Origin of the sequence: Lutimonas saemankumensis, from assembly GCF_020171465.1 — a bacterium.
Classification (GTDB): Bacteria; Bacteroidota; Bacteroidia; order Flavobacteriales; family Flavobacteriaceae; genus Lutimonas; species Lutimonas saemankumensis.
Genome location: NZ_JAIUZR010000006.1, coordinates 279000 through 297226, shown reverse-complemented (window position 1 = coordinate 297226; position 18227 = coordinate 279000). Strand labels below are relative to the sequence as shown.

The following is an 18227-nucleotide window of genomic DNA, read 5'->3' as shown; positions in this document are numbered from 1 at the left end:
TAGAAGTTATTTTTGATTAATTATAGTACTTGATGAGTTTTTGAAGTTTATTAGGTGCATCTATGAGTGAGCTTTCCGATTTGTTACATTGCGCCATATGCGGCATCAAGCCAGTCCATTCTTTCCCTGTACCATGCTTTCAAATGAGCAACTTCTGCATGATGCGAATCATGGACTACTGGATTTGGCCATACATATCTTCCAAAGAGATCCCATTTTTCATCATTTTCATACTGTGACCATTTCAACTGGGTGGCATAAAAATCCATTTTATCGAGAATAAAATTTTGATTCTCCCTGTAATACTGAAATCTTGACTTCACTTTCTCCACAAATACAGGATCTTCAAAAAGGCGTGCATACCAGTCATGATCTTTCACCCAAAAACCTGTTGGATGCTCACATTCAGAATAGTCAACATTCCCAAATGCCAGGTCAAAATCCCAGAGTGGGCCCATTTTTATCTTTTCTCCCGGAATTACATTGAGAAAAATACTTGAAAAACTCCTTGAATCCTGATTTTTTACAATTTCACTGATGAGATACCAGTCAATAAAACTATCAATATCGATATATTTGGAATATCCGGAATCTGGGTCTGCAAACCCAGGTCCCATCAAAACATCCTCAAATTCATTGATCAAATCTCTGGCATAATTATAGGTGTCACTATTGTACTCCGTGTCAGGTTCCTTTATGTTGATTAAAAATCTATCGGTTCTAAAATAAACATCATCAGGATCCAGCCTTTCCAACTGATCAATTTCCAGCAAATATCCTGTATCTCCCAAAACCACGCGATTATCACTTTCTTCCACTTTTTGAGAAATGTTATAAGTGCCGTTATAAACACCATTGATCACCACTTCGGCAAATACACTTTCCGGGGTATAATCCAAATCGCTCAAATACCCCATTTCAAAGGCAATGGTGTTTCGAATTAGCGTTTTATCAGAAAATTCAGCAAGGAAAACCCATTTTTTATCCTCAGGCATCCCCAGCATTTCAGTCTTTTCAGGAAACTTCATTTGAAAGGGTTTTTTGGGATGCATCCAGGTTGAATTCCCACGACCACGTATCTTCATGGAAGCAGAAGAGAAATCCGAAAAATAACGTCCGCCATCTATGGAAATCGTACCTTCAAAATAATCTTCCTTGGAATCGATCTCCTGGTTATTTTCAGTCTCTATATAAATGATGGGCAGGCCTGTAAAATAGGTCATGTCAACCTCGTACTGACCTGATTTCCCATCCTTTGTGGAAACCGTATAGAGTTGAATTTCAGTAAAGTCGTTGATGCTTTCGCCACTTACCTGGCTCGTATTATTAACTTTGACCTCTTGCCCTGTATGATCAAAACTGGCAACCATCTTTTCAATGTTGACCCCAAGAGGCAGCCTCCCCTGAATCAAGTCATTGTCAATGGTCGCGTATCTGTCTTTATCCAGGTTCGGATTATTTGATTTTAAAAATGAAAATCGGGTAATTTCTGTGCCTTGGACCTCGGGTTCAATAACAGGCGAATCGTCATTACATGAAGAAAGTGCCATCAAGGAGATGATCACAATTGCTGACCATAATTTTTTCATAACAATATATATTCTATAGGTGATTTACTAATAACTTGTCTGAATTTAGAAAGTCATTTCGTTCCTGAATAAATTCAAACCTTCCAAAAATAGAAAGTTTTTTTTATTTCAGGTCTGACATTTATCATTCAAGAAACGGATTTCTAAGAAACTATTGATATACCCTAATGTAGTCTATGATAAATTCGCGAGGAAAAATTGAATCAGTTACCCAAATTCTCCTGCATTACTTTTTTGGGCTTCCTGTCTTCAGTAAAAAGGCCCCAGTGCTTTTCGGGTTCAAGCATATCATCAGAACCTTTCCAGGATTCGTCAAAGGCCTCAAACACAAATGTTAGAACATTTTCTTTTTCACTCCATTCCACAAGGTCGTTATAATAAATCCTTTGAAAATCCTCATTTACGTTACTCGGATAAATTCCTTTTCCGTTTGAAAAAGTAGTCCATCCTGCTTCTGTAATAACAACCGGCTTATGAGGATAGGCATTGGCCACAGACAGGTAATTACTCACTGTGTAATCCATCGCTTCATGAATTCTTTTGTATTCCCAGACAGGATAGGTATGGATGGAAATAAAATCTACTTCTTCAGCGAGGTCCTTCATTTTATCCAACCAGGGAAGGTAGTTCTCACAAAAAGTAACAGGCTGCTTTGCCTCTTTTTTTATCATCCTCACATAGTTTATAACATTCTCAACGGGAACAAAATGATCCGTCCAGTCAACACAGGCCTCATTACCGGCAGAAAGAGAAAAAACGATATCAGGATACTCATTTGCCAGCCGGATCAGTTTTTTTATGAGTTTTATATTGATCTTTTTGTTCTCCTCTAATTTAGATTCTGAATAGGTTCCTCCCCAGGGGCAACCATAATTATTGGCTTCTGCCACAATATAGGCACCGAGCATTACCTTAAAATCAAACTTTTCCTTTCGAATCACCTCCAACACCATTTCGGAATGTTCATTGCAGTCATACAATCTGAGATATTTCCAGTTTTTTTGAAGTATCAAAAGATCCTCTTTGATTTCATCATAACTGGGGCTGCTTCCCCCGGGCCATTGTCCTTTTCTATATCCTGAATAACAGATAGCATTTCCTGCCTCTATGTTCAGAGCTTTTGTATAATTCATGAATTGAGTTTAGTTAATATTGTAAGAGGGTAAGAATCGTTTAAAACTTTTTTAGTTTTTCGTCCTTATCCCAGATTCCCCAATAGGCTCCAACATCACCCTCTGCTCCCACTTTCCATGACTCGTCAAATGAGGAGAAGTAGAAAACCTCGATATTGTCGGCCGCCGACCATTGCTGTGTATTGATAAAATACTTTACCGCATTGTGAAAAGAAGGATGTGAACCTTCAAAGCTGGCTCCCATAGTCGGCCAGCCCGTTTCTGATATAATTACCTTTTTACCATTAGCTGCTCTCACCGCCTGGTTGTACATTTCTTTCATATAGACCAATGAATATTCCAGAGGGCAGCCTTCCCAAAACGGATAACAATTGGCTAATATAACATCACATGCATCCGTTATTCTTGGTCTGTTTGAGAATTCATAATAGGCATCTACATACCCCATAGGAATCTCTGGCAGGGCCTCTTTAACCTGATACATAAATTCCAGTAACTCTTCTTCTGACAGATCTTTTCGGTACATCACCTCATTACCTACTGCCGCTATGTCCACATAGCCCTCGTTTCCAAGCTCTATTAATTTGGCGATTTCTTTTTTATTAATTTCAGGATCATCCCCCAACCATGCACCTACCATGGTCTTTAATCCAAATTCTCTGGCAATTCTGGGGATGGCCTCATTTCCATCGGTACATGAAAACGATCGAATCCATTTTGTGTAAGGCGCAATGATTTTCATTCTTCTTCTTATCTGCTCCTCGGTGATCTGATCTCCTGGTTCCTGACCCTCTTCATAAGGGCTAAAACAAAGACCATGCATTCCGTTCTTTAATAGCCTTTTGAATAAATTCTGTAATCCTTTTTGCGTTTTATCTTCGTAATCAATTCCTGTTAAGGACCTTAATTTTCCCGCTCTTCCTGACATTTTTAAATATTTTTTAGTTTTTCGTTTTTATCCCATATTCCCCAGCGCTGACCCACATCACCTTCATGATGAACCTTCCAGGATTCATCGAAAGAAGAGAAATAATATATTTCTATTCCTTCCTTATTAGCCCAACTCTGAACATTTATAAAGTACTTTATCGCATTACCTTGAGAAGCTACAGCATCACCCGTTGTACTTCCCTCACTTGGCCAACCCGTTTCAGAAATGATCACCGGTTTACCTTTGGAAACTTTCTTAACCGCCTTGTACATCTCCTGCAAATACTGCGTAGATTGATCTATATGACATCCTTCCCAAAATGGATAACAATTCACAAGAATTACATCACAGGCATCTACGAGGTCCTGGTTCTGCACAAACTGATAATAAGCATCCACGTATCCAACAGGTATACCCGGCAGGGCTTCTTTGACCAATTTGATATAATCAATTATATCCTCGGTACTTAACTCACCTCTTAACAATACTTCGTTACCAACTACGGCCATGTCGACATTTCCGTTTCTTGCCTGTTCGATCAAGGCCTGAATTTCCAGATCATTTTCCTTCTCATTATCTTCGATCCAGGCTCCAGCCATGGTTTTCAACCCTTTTTCACGAGCCGCTACAGGAATGAATTCGTTTCCTTCAGTACAGGAAAATGAGCGCACCCATTTTGTATAAGGCGCTATAACCTCCATTCGATGACGAATTTGGTTTTCAGACAAGATATCACCAATATCCTGTCCTTCTGCATAGGGACTGAAACATAATCCATGCAGTCCTTTTTTTAAGGAACCTAAATACAGTTTCTTTATTTCTGAACTTGATTTTCCAGAAAAATCAATATCTGTTCCGGCGCTGCCTTTCAAATCCTTTGATACCAAAGAAAGTAGTTTCCCACCTTGATATTTTGCATCCAGGTCCGGGTTTATGTCCGATTTGCGACGATCCAGTTCCTCACGAATTTCATTGGCACGATCTTCTGTTACATCATAACTCTTCATAATGAGCATTGCAAAGATGGTTCCTACCGCCGGAAAAAAGCAAAAGAAAGCGTGTAATCCATCAACAGCCCCTTGCTGGTCAGTAGTTGCTAAATCAGGATTGAAGCCTACAACACCAATGATAATACCACTCAATGCTCCGGCAATCGCAAAACCGACCTTAACCATCCACCAATAAATGGCACCAAAAATACCTTCTCGTCTTTTTCCTGAATTCAATTCGTCAATATCAATTACATCGGCTGTCATTGACATCATTATCGTAAATAAACTCCCAATTCCAAAAGAGAAAAAGGGCAAGGCGAAAAGATATAACCAGGGTTTACCAGGTACAAAAAGAAAATACATCATGGTGTAGCCTATGAGGGAAATCCCCTGTGACCACATAAATGCCCTTATCTTTCCCATTTTTTTGGACATCCTGGTAACCGCCGGAATGACGATAAAGGTTGTCCCCAATGCCCCGATACAGCCAAACAAGGCAACCCAGATTCCAGTGGCAGCAGCATCACCATTAAACAATTTATAGACTATTACAAAATAAGTGAGGGCAGCTACCGTATTAAATGCATTAAAAATCAAAAACGTTGCACCGCATATCTTTCTAAACTCTGCTATTTTAAAAGCATCTACAAAGCTTTGCAGGATTTTCAAAAGACTTCCTCCTATGTTAGAGGTATTCAGCGGCTCATAATTCTCATCGAGTGTGGACTTACTCTTAATGAATATAGCCGGTATCATCGCGGCAATTGCACAAGGTACGGCAACCCATGCAGCCAATTCACGAATCGCAACCTCTTGAGATGTGAACCAGTCCGGATCATCCATGATTACCCAAAACCATGGAGCGATGACCCATGCCCATTGACCGATCCACTGAGCAACAGCCATGATATTTGTTCTTTCGTGAAAGTCATTACTCATTTCATAGCCCATAGCGACATAGGGTACACTAAAAAAGGTTAGCCCTAAATAAAAAACAACGGACCATAAAAAGAAATACCAAAAATTATATTGCAAAGCATTATCTGAATAGATCTGCCACATGACTGTGAATGCCACGCCCATTAAAACTGCTCCAATAAAAACATAGGGTTTGCGTCTTCCGTATTTCGATTTCGTATTATCAGAAATGAAACCCATGATGGGATCAGTTATGGCATCAAAAATTCTGGGGAAAAAATAAACAAGAGACCACATCCATCCACTAAATCCAAAAGATTGGACCAAAGAGACCATAAATATTCCAAGAATAGCAGGAAACATTTGATTGGCAAACATCCCAACTCCAAAGGCCAATTTTTGACCGAAGGGAACCTTATTTGTAATAGCAGACATAAAATTTGGTTTTTAATTAATAATCTTCTTGAATATTACTCCTGTAAATTTGCGACCAATATTGTTTGAATTGCTTGTTTATCAATATTGATTGTCTTTATTTTTCCATGTAAGGACAAGTTAAAGCTCTTTGATTGATCGTCTTCATTGAAAACAATTACAGCAATCGAGCCATCTTCATTCTGAGCAGCCGTAACCATCAGTGAACTATCAGAATTCTCAAACCCAATTCGAGTGGCTCCGGGCCTTATAAATTTGCTGAAGTGACTTAAGGTGTAATAAAGTGGGGTCAAATACACTTCATCCTTTTCCGGATCTACAATCACAGGTGCAATACACCAGTTTTTAAACCAGTTAGGCCCACCTTTTTTGTCAAGTACCATATTCCAGTCTACCCAACCGTCTACCCAGTTATTCAAACAGCCTATAATATCCCTTGCATATCGATTAACTGGTGCATATTTTGGGTGCAAATATTTGTCCTTTTCCGGGGCCCAGTCCCATCCCCAATCTGTTGCTTCTTTTTCAAAATACCACTTATCATCTTTCCAAACGGGAACTTCAGCGTCTATACAGGCTTCAGATTGGATGAGTAACTTGTCCGGTGCCTTTTTATGGGCATATTGCAACTCCTCGGGAAATACTTCAAAAGTACTTGCATACCAATGTATGGCCGTTCCATCAAAATATTTTGCGCTCTCCTCATTTTTATATTGAGAATCTACCCATTCCTTTAAGTGTTCTCTGTTTTGATCGTATCCTAATATTTTGAGTTCTCCCTTACCATCCGCCTCTAATTTTGGACCTAGATGATGCTCAACAAAGTATGTCATTTCATCGGGTAAAAAATGCATGCTCTCCCAATTGTTTCCATTACCAAGAGGTTCGTTTTCCACCGTGAAACCCCAAATATCAATGCCCTCTTCCTTATAAGCATCAACGTATTTAGAGAAGAATAAGGCCCAGGTATCATAGTATTTGGGTAATAATTTCCCACCAACCCAATCATTGTTGTCTTTCATCCAAGGGGGTGCTGTCCATGGGGAAGCAAAGATCTTGAAACCATCTTCAGAGGCCTCCATAGCGTCTTTAATAAAAGGAATCAGATCATCTATGTCTTCTTCTATCGAAAAATGTTCCAATTCTTTATCGCCTTCAATTGGGGCATAAGAATAATTATTTAAAGAAAAATCACAAGAATTCATATGTGTTCTTGTCAGAGAATAGTTAGCTCCCTCTTGACTAAAATACGCATCGATTATTTTCTTGCGATTCTCCTTTCCCATTTTATTCAACAAGTAGGCCGAAGCTTCTGTAAAGGCCCCTCCAAAACCGGTAATGGTCTGATAGGTTTCTTCAGGTACAATTTTTAACGTTTCTCGCCCAATCGTTTCTGGAAAATCGGTTACTCTTGAAAGTTTTTTTCCTGCAATGGAAGTTTCATAGACAACTACCTCAAGCCTCTTATCATTCGGTTCACATCCCTGTGCTATGGCTAAAACTAAAATCAAGATCAAATAATTACTATGTTTCATAAAACCTTACTCTCTTAAACACTGAATTGCTAATTAGAAATACTTATTTTGATAACTCGTTATACTTCTGTTTTACGATTTCAAAAGTTTCTTTTTTATTTCTGTCAATATCAACAATCCCCCAAAATTCTTCGTTTGGAGTCCCGTCATAGGGAACCCCTGTACTGTTTGGAGCCCAACCACCTATATCTTGCGTGGCATTGTTTCCGGCTTTCCACCATCCATCAGTAAAGGAAAATAGTGTGACTCCAGAACCTACATCCATATGGTTAAAAACACTTTCCAGAATTTTAGCATTTGCACCAGCCTGAGCTTTTTCATTCACACCTTTCTCATATCCACTCTTGGAAATCGTCATATAACTATCACCTCCGGCTTCTGACAAATACATGGGTTTATTACTTATCTTTTCCCATTGAGAGAATATGTCATTTGGATCATCCCAACGATAAACATTCATGCCCCAAACATCAATGTTCGGACAGGAAGAAAGCGCCAGGTCATCGGGTAATTCCCCGTGAGCTGTTGTCACAGGATGGTCAGGGTCATTTTTATGGATCAATTCAGCAGCCTCATTCATTGCCCTGTACCAGTTTTTCAGATCGCCTTCAAACCATTCAGGATGATAATTGTATTCATTACCCAGTTCCCATAATAAAATGGCCTTATGCGATTTGTATTTATTCACATATTCGATAAATGATCCGGAAAGAATGTCAAAATTTCCATCCTGATTGTAGCCAAATCCAACAATAACTTTTATACCTGCAGCATCAAAAGCATTTAAAACTTCAATGTCATCAATCGGTGCGTAAACCCTGATCGTATTTATACCCGCTTCCTTCATAAGTTCAAGATCCCGGGATAAACTTTGAAAACTTCTTTGATCGCTTCCTTTTGGAACAGGATGATAACAAATTCCTTTGATAATATAAGGTTCATTGTTGACCATGATTCTTCTTCCTGATACCGTTACTTCCTGTAACTCGTCAGGTACTTTGCATGAAACTACTGCCCCTGCAATTCCAATTACAGTTAAGAACAGTATAAATAGAATATTTTTTTTCATTTACTCAGTTGTTGGTGGCGCTGAAACTGTTTTCATCAAGTCTTCCTTATCACCTCCAAAAGATTTTGTTATAGGATTCCCTCCTCGGGACAAGCCTTTAAAGGTACCGGCATCTACATGATCCCAGATGGCATACTTTGCGACCCCTTCAACGGTCATCAATCCAAAATGATTTTCTGAGCCCATTGGGTTTTTTGAATCTTTCCAGGGTTCATTAAAAGCTTCGAAATAGAAGCAAGATATACCTTCCTTGTTCGTCCAATCTCTCATGAGCTTATAGTACGTACCTTCTTTGTATTCATCTGTTGCTCTTGACCCGTCATCTCCATAAAAACCGTCAGATACCGTTGCCCAGCCTGTCTCACCAATATGAATAGGTTTATTTACCCCAATGCTTTTCATGTACCCGGCAACGCTGTCATACTGCTTCTTTGCAAAATCCCTGGCTCTAAGCATCGCTGCATCAATTTTTTCAATTTCCGTTAATTTCTCATCGTCTTCAATGATCCAGAATTCTGGGTTGTAATGCGTGTTGTGATAAGGATAGGTGTGCATGGACACATAGTCTACAACATGATATAATTTTTCAAGATCCTCCGTGTGGTATTCAGCTCCGCCTCCACCCCAGGAAGAAAAGTCATCAGAACTTGTAATCCACATATCTTTTGGAAGTTTACCAGATTTTTTAAGGTCCTGTAAATAATTAACCCATTTTAAAATAACAGAAGGCTGAACAAAATAAGTTGCCGCCCAATGAACCATGGCCTCATTCCCAACAGCCATTACCTTTACTATATCGGGGTATTTATTGGCTAACCTTACGGCCTCTTCAACCTGAGGCTTGTTGGCTTCACTTTCAACAGTGTGATCCGGCTCCTTGTCCGTCCATGCATTTTTACAATCGATCCAAATCCCTAACATAACGTACATCTCAAAATTTTCATCTTCCTCTTTTAACTCAGTGATCGCCTGAAGTAAATTGGCAGCTTGTGGCAAATGAACTTTGTAGGTCCGAACAATCCCGATTCCCATTGCGGATAATATTTTCATATCCTCCTTAAGCTCATCGATTGTTGGTTCAATATCATGATCCGCGTATCGATATCCTCCGTAAGACATGGCCAGATATTTTGGATTTCCCAGTATATCAGCTGCTGTAAGTTCTTTTGATGTCGTCATATGATTTTCATTGTTCTCTGATTGCTCTTCTTTTTTAGAATTTTTTCCGCATGACACTAGCATCAAAATGACCAGTAATGCGACTAAACTTTTCAAATAGTTTTTCATGATGTCATCTATTTTTTAATGGAAACTATAATCTGATGAATCTCTCCGGTTCTTTGAAATAACTTTTTACTCGTATCCGCGTCCAGTTTCAATTCAGAAGATTTAACTTCCTTGCCCTTATTAAATATCAATTGTAAACCTTCTTCGCTATCTAACTTATAGATTACAGGTGTTTGACAATAGGTAAAACATAGGGAGTTTTTATCTACCTCTATTTCCTTTAACTCTTTGTCTATAGAAACATAACTGAAAGTTTGCCGATTTCGCAAAAACTCTTCCTTTCTCAACAGGTTAGGTTCAAAGTATATTTCTCCTTGTCTGACAAATACACCTAACTCTCCAAAGCGACTTAAAATATCCTCCTTGACCTGTCCTGTCATTCCCGGCTGCTGCGCACCTTTGGTTGCAGGCGTATGTGAATAGGGATCCGTAGGAAAGGCACCATAAAGTTCCGGTGATTTATGGACTCCAATACCTTCACTCGCCTCATAATAGTGTTCGAGAAGCTTCCCAATGGTAACATCATCAAGCCCTTCTTCAATAGCCGCAAGACAGGTTTCCTGGATACTCAGTACCAGCTTGGAAACCATGTGCCAGTATATTGAACCTAATCCTTCATAACCAAAGAAAGTTCCTGATCTTCCTGTAAAGGATTTGTGGTCAAAGATGTCTTCAAAAATATCAAGTACCAATTGGGTGTCCTTTTCAACTAAAACGGAATAGCTTTCAGGCAGCTCAGACAATGCTTTTTTCAAACTGTCAGCATTATTGAAAGTTCCGTTAAAGTGACATACGCCCTGAATATCTTTTTCAATGACTTGTCTGTTGTCATCTGCCAATAATTTTGTCAACAGGGCTGATTCCTTGACCCTGTCACTATCAATATTGTTTTTCACATCAAATCGAGGCAATTCTTTATCAGGGTAAAGAATATAACTGTACTGGTCCTCTCTAAACAGGGCACTGCTTTTTAAGGCATTTAAGAGTTCAAGCGATTCTTTACCAGAGATGTAGCCTGAACTTAAGACCGCCACCTGACCCTCTAACATTTCAGGCAGATAAGAAATAGAAACCTCTTCATCGTTTTCAACAGTCATTAGATTATAGGCGTGATAAAGCTTGTCGCTTCTCCTGTTTGCCTCGATAGAATGCTCCAGGTACTTTTTTGAGATCTCAAGAAAACTCAAGAGATCCTTTTTAGAAATTGCACCCTTATCACTTGAAAATCCATTTTCGTAAATCCCTAGACGATAATCACTGCCTGCATGACCCAATCCGTCTAAGACAACCTTTCTTTCCTTATCTGATACTTTTCCGGCAAGAATTCCTTTATTCTCAATGAACGTTGCGTGTACTTTATTAAAAAATTCTGCAAGTTCAATGGAGACTTCATTATCTCCGTCAGCAACTTTTTCTACAATTCCTTCAAAGAAATTCAGAAATCGCCTTAAATAATACAAGGTTACCATGGACACACCGTTCCCAACAAGCGCATTATTGGCATCGTTCCATTCGGGCCGCTGGGTATTCATCCATATCCCTCCTTCGGGAATAAAATTGGATAATTTAGCCAGAACGGTTGCCAGTAATTTCTCAATGAGATTTACTTTGTAAATGAAGAAATTCTTATCTCTCAACAAGGCTCCGTCCGCTCCTAATTCAATTCTTTTCTGTGCGATTCTCTGATCAGAATCATGATCAAAATCAATGGTATCCTTTGGGTTTTTTAAAATATCCTCGTAACTCTTGATTCTGTAAGGTACATTGGCATAAACGAAAAAATCCTTTTGAAAATAGCTGCCCAGTTGATTTGGGTAGTGATCTTCAATGAATTCCAGGAACTTCAGTAAATAGATGATCTGATGATCGCCCCAGTATCCAATATAAGACCATGGATCATCCGGCTCAATGGTCTCCCAGTCAAATCCGTCTTTTGTAACCCGATAAGGATTGTAACCATCAAAAGTTGTGGCGTTTAAAAATTTATGGATCATGCTCTCGATAAACTCAGGATAGGAATGCGCAAGCGCTTCCCAGTTTTGAAAGATATCCCTCCAGTTCCCCTCGTAATCCAATATTTTGGAACCATCCAGTTCACTTGTAGTATTGATCGAAAATCTGTTCCAGGGCCTGCTGGGGTCCCCATGCCTTCTACTGAATTTTAAAGGCATATACTCCGTTGCCAGCCTTTTGAAATTTTTATCGTCATCATTTTGAGCCAGTCCCTTTAAATGACTTAAGGTGAATTTATCGGGTAGATTGGCGAGAAGCGTTTCCTTTTTCTTGAATACTTTTTTATTGGCTATTTCCAGATATTTAACAAAATCCCACTTTTCAATCTGGTAGCCATCATCAAAGATACCTCCACGCATAATATTGAAAAGCGTATTGGCAAAGTGCCTTGTATTCATCAATTTATCCGCCGTTAGCTGCAAGGCATCAGAGGCCGCATTCAACTCCAGTAAGTTTTTCGATCCCAGCTCAATATCTTCCTGAACCACGGACTCAAGGTCCTCGTCTGATTTTAGCATCTGAGCAATGTCGCTTACGTCAAGCATGGATTGATTTACATTGGCCACCAACATCCAGTTCTTCTCAGAGTCAGGCTCGACAACCAGGTTCTGACATACCAGATAGGCTCCCTTTTCGGCTTTAATATCTACTTCCTGGGTAATCTCTTTGCCCCTTCTAAAATTGTCTACCTGTAAAGACGAAAGCAGGTAGGTTGGGTTCTCCGTCCCCACTGACCAAACCGTGGTGGCCTTTAAGGCTTCACTTGGTTCTGCCTTATCAACAATAATAGCACTGAGGGCATAAATCCCGATTCCCACATCAGCCTCGAGTTCACACTTTTTATAAGCGTCCACCAAATTACTTCGGCTGTTCTGTAATCCTTCATTAACGCCATAGGGTAAAATGTTCTGAATACCATCAAGAACCGTTGTTTCAATCGCAGATGAAGAATTATTGATCAGACTTGATTTTCTTACAAAACCAAATCGGTTACTTGAGTTCCACTGGTATCGGAATGTAAGGCCCAGGTCTTCATTGATTTCTTCAAAAAGGACTTTGTTCCCGTAACTATTCTTATACAGGTTACGATGAACTTTATAAATTCCTGAGAATCGATCAGAAAATGGTTCCCACAGATAGGTCTTTTCACCTTTATGCACCTGTAATAAGGTTTTGCTTCCGGTGATATCAGCGGATTCTGTAATTTTATCATCAGTATAATAGGGAAATAACGATGATTCACTATCCTTCCTTCCGGCAGAAAGCCCTCCATTGCTGGAAATGAACATCCAGTGATTTGAATCGCTCACAATGCTCATGAAAAAAGGCCTCATTGCATCGCTGTTCTCTATTTTATAGTAATTTTCATTTTCGAAAGAAATTAACTTTCCCGTAACTTCTTTTGCTTCAAACGATGTTTCCGTCTCTCCTAAATAAATCTGATTCTTACTCATTATTCCTGTTTTTACGGCACATCAAGCTGTACCATTATCTCGAGGTTTATGTTAATTAATTTTCTTTCAGCTAATCAATAATTCTTCTACTTCTTCCAGGCTTTTCCCTTTGGTTTCGATGACAAATTTCATTACAAACAGTAATGAAAGAGCCGCCATGATCGCATAGATGGCAAAGGTCCATGTTGGCCCCAGATTGGTCAGCTCCCATGGGAAAAACTGCGTAACCGTATAACTCACCAATGAATTGAAGAAACCAACTACCGAAATTGCAATTCCTTTGATGTGGCCTGGGAAAATCTCCGACAATAAGGTCCACATGACAGGCCCCAATGAAATCGCAAATGCTGCAACATACAGCAAGATTGCTATCAAAACCAAAGTTGCATTAATACTGATAAACCCTTTTACTTCATTTCTTTTGAAACTAAATAGCTGGTCTTGATTCAGCACTGGCGTAACAGCTGCAAAAATCTCTTTTTGAGAATAGTAGGTATTACCTGATAATTCACTCATCGCCGTTCTCATCTCTTCGTTTTGGATTGTTGACAAGGTCTCTTCATTGATATCATAGGTGGCGTTATTAAAAGCCATTGTGGCCATTGACAAGGCTACTGTCATGGCCCCTGTACCAATAATCAGGAGTGGTTTCCTACCTAACTTGTCAATTAACCGAATAGCCACCAAAGTGAACACCAGGTTTGTCAGGCCTACAACGATGGCCTGTAAAAACGAACTGTCGGTACTTCCACCTGCCTGTTCAAATATGGTAGGTGCATAATAAAAGATTGCGTTAATACCTGTTATCTGTTGAAAAAAAGCAATTCCAAAAGCTATGGTCATAATAGTTGCCATCCGGCTGCTGAACAATTCCCTGAGTGTCCCGGCTTTTTCTTTTTTGGCAACCCCTCTTTGAATTTCATCGACGGTTATATCTGCATACTCCTTCCCGCCAATCTTTATCAATATTTTTCTGGCCACCTCAACAAGATTCAATTTCTGAATAAGCCATCTGGGGCTTCTGGGAACAGCAAAAAGAGCAACAAAATAGAGGAAAGCCGGTATAACCTCGACCCCTAGCATCCATCTCCAGCTCTCACCCTGCAAATCTTTAAGAAAATAATTGGAAAAGTAAGCTACCGATATACCCACCACAATATTCAGCTGATTCAATGAAACCAGGCTTCCTCTTAGTTTTGGAGGAGCTATCTCCGCAATATAAATTGGTGCTATAAGGATGGCACCTCCTATTCCTATACCTCCGATAATTCTTGCCGTAACAAATGCGACATATGTGGTTGCCAGTGCTGACCATAAAGCCGATATAGTAAATAGCATCGCGGTTACCAGCAGCACCTTTTTTCTTCCAAATTTATCACTCATTGGTCCGGCAACAATGTTACCCGCCATGGCGCCAAAAATCACACAGCCCACTGAAAATCCCAGTTCCCAGTCGGACATTTCAAAATAGGTTCGAATTCCGCTAACTGCTCCGGAAATTACAGCACTGTCAAATCCAAGAAGAAAGCCACCAAGAGCAACAATAAAACTAATGAAAAGTGTGTAGGATTTATTCATAGATGAAAGGATTGGTTCATTGATTTTTTATTTCTTAAACTATTTTAGGATAATGCTCTGAATGGCATGTGCCGGCATACTCAGTTCTGCTGTTTTATTGTCAATACTCAACATATAATTCAACTCTTTATCACTGGTATTCATGGCCACAACTACAACACTTCCATCCTTGTTCAAAAAGGAAGTGGCACTCAAATGATTGGCCGTTGTACCGGTAGAAATTCTTCTTGCTCCCGGCCTGATAAATTTCGAAAAATGCCCGATATAATAGAACGACCTGGTAAACATGAGTTTTCCCGTTTTCGTATTACCATGGACCGGGGCAAAACACAAATTTTGAACATGATTTGGCCCTCCTGTTTCATCCAGTAAAATATTCCAGTCTGTCCAGGCTACCGTTCCGTTGTTAAAATCGTTTATCATGGCTTTGCCATACCTTTCTGCCAGGGTCGGATCGTCCTTCTCGAGCCGCTCGATATTATAACCTTCGTTACATCCTTCTGTGAAGATAAGTTTTTTATCCGGATATGCATCATTAACACCCGCCACATTCTTAAACATTGGTGTCCCGTCTTTCCAGTCTTCATACCAGTGAAACCCGGTTCCCCAAACATATTTATTGGCTTCAGGGTCACTTAGGATCACATTGGCTCTTTCAAAAAGCAAATCTCGGTTGTGATCCCAAACGATTACTTTCTTATCTCCCATTCCTGATTTTTCAAGCGTGGGGCCCAAAAAATTCTTCAAAAAATCTCTCTCCTCTTCCGCCGAATAAATACATGACTCCCATCTTTGTGTTGCCATGGGCTCATTTTGAATGCTCAAGCCCCAAATTGGAACTCCTTCTTTTTCATAAGCCTCTATAAATTTCACGTAATAATTGGCCCACGACTGATAATACTCAGGCTTCAATTTACCTCCTTGTAGCATATTTCCGTTGGTCTTCATAAAGGCAGGAGGGCTCCAGGGACTTGCATACATCAGTAATTCTCCACCGGCAGCTTCAATGGCTTTTTTCGTAAATGGCAATCTGAATTGACGGTCGTGATCAATGTTGAAGGTTTTTAAATCTGCATCCCCTTCTTCAACATAGGTATAGCTACCTGATGAAAAATCACAACTATGAATAATCGTTCTTCCTAAAGAATATCCAATTCCTTTGTCAATACTGTAATAAGCCTCCATAAAAAGATCCTGTTGATCTTTGTCCAGCTTGTAAAAAGTTTCTGCTGAAGCATCAGTCAATGCAGCTCCAATACCTACGAACGTTTGATGTAATCGATCTGTATTCACCAAAATCGAGGCTTCCGTTTCAAGAGGTTGTTTAAACTTCCCGAATTCAACTTCTCCTGTTTCCTTGAGATTAAATTCAGTACCGTGAGCCGTTGTGTAAACTTTTGTATTTGAGAAATTTAACACTTCAGACTTATTGATACCAGTTTCCCCTGAAAAACCAGTTATCAGGGAGCCAATAACCAGGGAACAAAATACAAGAATCAGTACTATTTTTTTATTTATCATGTCCTAATTTCTTTAAAATTCATGTAAAAATAATATAAACTGACAAGTTTATTTAGTCTTAATTTGACAATGCTTGATAAAAAAAAACGCAAGTCCCCATTACTTGCGTTTTTGCTTAATAACTAAATTACTGATACACTCTTACATAATCAATCTCCATGGTAGATTCAGTAAAATTTGGATCAATAGCACCACCTAAGTTACCTCCCATAGCCACATTCAGAATTAGGAACTGAGGTGCATCAAAAGGCCAGGTGCTATCATTCTGCTCTGCAGGTTTATAGGTATAGAATCTTTGATCATCAATAAGGAAACTAATTTGGCCCTCTGACCAGATTACCGAATACACATGGAATTCAGTGGTTTCATTCTCGATTGTTGTTGATTTTACATTTACTGTGGCACCTGAACTGGAAGGGGTATGGATCGCACTCTGTACGTATCCCGGTTTATTCCCTACATATTCCATGATATCCATTTCGCCACATTTTGGCCAGCCTACAGTGGTTATACTCGACCCAAGCATCCAAATTGCGGGCCAGGTACCTCCTCCGCCTGCAACCTTAGCTTTGACATCAACTCTTCCATAAGTGAAATCAAATTTATCCTGCGTCTTAAGCCTTGCTGAGGTATATCCTTTTCCTGAAAAATTCTCTTTTCTGGCGGTAATTTTCAAGACTCCGTCGGCAACGATAACATTTTCAGGACGGTCCGTATAGTACTGCTCTTCAAAGTTACCCCAACCATTGCTTCCGGTTCCAATATCATAGTTCCAGTTGGCATCTGCAGGGGCTCCATCCGTATCAAACTCATCCTGCCAGACCAGGTCTGTAAATTCAGGATCAGGTGAAGCCGTTTTCTCTGAGGTAAAAATATGGTACCAAGCCAGGCCATTTCTTTTCTGTATTACCCTGACTTTCATCTCAGTATCCGTGATATACATAATTTCGTACGAACTTGAATTTAGGTAATAGCTCATGAAGCCTCCGTTGGTAAATTCCATATTTATACCTGTCGATGGATTTACCCCTGAATCCGTTGGGCTAAAAAGAACATCTTTATTTCCGGTAGTGTCATAAGCATAGCATGCGTCATATCCCGGGCTTGGTTCCCCAACAGCATCCTGTATTTCATCCGTATGGAAGAATGTATCTCCTTGGTTTTCCAAAGTATATCCAAAGGTCCCGTCACCATTATCAGTAAAAGTTAGAACATCCTCATAAAGGCAAAGCCCTTCTTTTTCATTGGGTGCCGCAGCATAATATGTCGGGTCCGAAACTACTTCTCCAGCATCATTAAACTGAGGTCCTACGCCAAGGTGACCCGAAACATCTTGTTTCCAGTACCATTCTTTAGAACCGTTGTTGGTAAGCGCCTTAATAATTTCAGAAGGCACTTCAAAATCAACAAAAACAGTAATCTCTTCAGTTATACTCGAAGACACACCTCCGGCACCAAAGGCTACTATTTTTACCAGATAGTCGTTTGTTCCGGTTTTTTTGTAAAAATTTGAGGCCTTACCATCAGAAGAAACAAAAGGATCTTCAGATGGGCTGTTCCCAAAATAGAAATGATAGTTTAACGCATCTGTGGCACTTGCCTGAAAGTTCACCAATCCTGAACCGTCCGATTGAATATCCACCGAAACCCCCAGGTTTGTGGGAACATATAAGGTTCCCAGTTCGGGTACTTCTTCCTGACAACTCCAAACAATGGTGCCGAAAAAAAGAAATGCAGCAAATAAATAAAGTATATTTTTCATTTTATGTGTT

At 39.6% G+C, this 18227-nt stretch carries 11 protein-coding genes; all 11 read right to left on the bottom strand.

The window, feature by feature from the left end:
• Positions 1–83 precede the first annotated feature (83 nt).
• Positions 84–1589 carry a CotH kinase family protein gene (locus LCM02_RS15555; RefSeq protein ID WP_224932080.1) on the bottom strand — a complete coding sequence of 502 codons (1506 nt, stop codon included), beginning with the start codon at positions 1587–1589 and terminating at the stop codon, positions 84–86.
• 203 nt (positions 1590–1792) lie between these two features.
• Positions 1793–2722 (bottom strand): glycosyl hydrolase family 17 protein, encoded by a 930-nt coding sequence (locus LCM02_RS15550; RefSeq protein ID WP_224932078.1) that lies wholly within the window; start codon positions 2720–2722, stop codon positions 1793–1795.
• A 40-nt stretch (positions 2723–2762) separates the two neighbouring features.
• Positions 2763–3650 (bottom strand): glycoside hydrolase family 17 protein, encoded by an 888-nt coding sequence (locus tag LCM02_RS15545; protein ID WP_224932076.1) that lies wholly within the window; start codon positions 3648–3650, stop codon positions 2763–2765.
• A gap of 2 nt (positions 3651–3652) precedes the next feature.
• A complete protein-coding gene (locus tag LCM02_RS15540) occupies positions 3653–5998 on the bottom strand; it encodes an MFS transporter (protein ID WP_224932074.1) in 2346 nt (781 codons plus the stop codon).
• A gap of 35 nt (positions 5999–6033) precedes the next feature.
• Positions 6034–7533 (bottom strand): glycoside hydrolase family 30 protein, encoded by a 1500-nt coding sequence (locus tag LCM02_RS15535; protein WP_224932072.1) that lies wholly within the window; start codon positions 7531–7533, stop codon positions 6034–6036.
• A 43-nt stretch (positions 7534–7576) separates the two neighbouring features.
• Complete coding sequence (locus tag LCM02_RS15530) at positions 7577–8602, bottom strand: glycoside hydrolase family 2 TIM barrel-domain containing protein (RefSeq protein WP_224932070.1); 1026 nt, start codon at positions 8600–8602, stop codon at positions 7577–7579.
• Positions 8603–9889 (bottom strand): glycoside hydrolase family 17 protein, encoded by a 1287-nt coding sequence (locus LCM02_RS15525; protein WP_224932068.1) that lies wholly within the window; start codon positions 9887–9889, stop codon positions 8603–8605.
• Positions 9890–9897: 8 nt separating this feature from the next.
• Entirely contained in the window at positions 9898–13356 is a 3459-nt protein-coding gene (locus tag LCM02_RS15520) for a hypothetical protein (protein WP_224932066.1), read from the bottom strand.
• Between the two features lie 66 nt (positions 13357–13422).
• Entirely contained in the window at positions 13423–14934 is a 1512-nt protein-coding gene (locus LCM02_RS15515; protein ID WP_224932064.1) for a sugar porter family MFS transporter, read from the bottom strand.
• Between the two features lie 39 nt (positions 14935–14973).
• Positions 14974–16455, bottom strand: coding sequence for a glycoside hydrolase family 30 protein (locus LCM02_RS15510; protein WP_224932062.1), 1482 nt, complete (start codon positions 16453–16455; stop codon positions 14974–14976).
• A 127-nt stretch (positions 16456–16582) separates the two neighbouring features.
• Complete coding sequence (locus LCM02_RS15505) at positions 16583–18217, bottom strand: glycoside hydrolase family 16 protein (RefSeq protein ID WP_224932059.1); 1635 nt, start codon at positions 18215–18217, stop codon at positions 16583–16585.
• Between the last annotated feature and the right edge of the window lie 10 nt (positions 18218–18227).

Bases quoted from the DNA above. Each gene is read 5' to 3' on its own strand.
- LCM02_RS15515 (WP_224932064.1), bottom strand. From the start codon at position 14,934: ATGAATAAATCCTACACACTTTTCATTAGTTTTATTGTTGCTCTTGGT.
- LCM02_RS15545 (WP_224932076.1), bottom strand. From the start codon at position 3,650: ATGTCAGGAAGAGCGGGAAAATTAAGGTCCTTAACAGGAATTGATTAC.
- LCM02_RS15505 (WP_224932059.1), bottom strand. From the start codon at position 18,217: ATGAAAAATATACTTTATTTATTTGCTGCATTTCTTTTTTTCGGCACC.
- LCM02_RS15510 (WP_224932062.1), bottom strand. From the start codon at position 16,455: ATGATAAATAAAAAAATAGTACTGATTCTTGTATTTTGTTCCCTGGTT.
- LCM02_RS15540 (WP_224932074.1), bottom strand. From the start codon at position 5,998: ATGTCTGCTATTACAAATAAGGTTCCCTTCGGTCAAAAATTGGCCTTT.
- LCM02_RS15550 (WP_224932078.1), bottom strand. From the start codon at position 2,722: ATGAATTATACAAAAGCTCTGAACATAGAGGCAGGAAATGCTATCTGT.
- LCM02_RS15520 (WP_224932066.1), bottom strand. From the start codon at position 13,356: ATGAGTAAGAATCAGATTTATTTAGGAGAGACGGAAACATCGTTTGAA.
- LCM02_RS15555 (WP_224932080.1), bottom strand. From the start codon at position 1,589: ATGAAAAAATTATGGTCAGCAATTGTGATCATCTCCTTGATGGCACTT.
- LCM02_RS15535 (WP_224932072.1), bottom strand. From the start codon at position 7,533: ATGAAACATAGTAATTATTTGATCTTGATTTTAGTTTTAGCCATAGCA.
- LCM02_RS15525 (WP_224932068.1), bottom strand. From the start codon at position 9,889: ATGAAAAACTATTTGAAAAGTTTAGTCGCATTACTGGTCATTTTGATG.
- LCM02_RS15530 (WP_224932070.1), bottom strand. From the start codon at position 8,602: ATGAAAAAAAATATTCTATTTATACTGTTCTTAACTGTAATTGGAATT.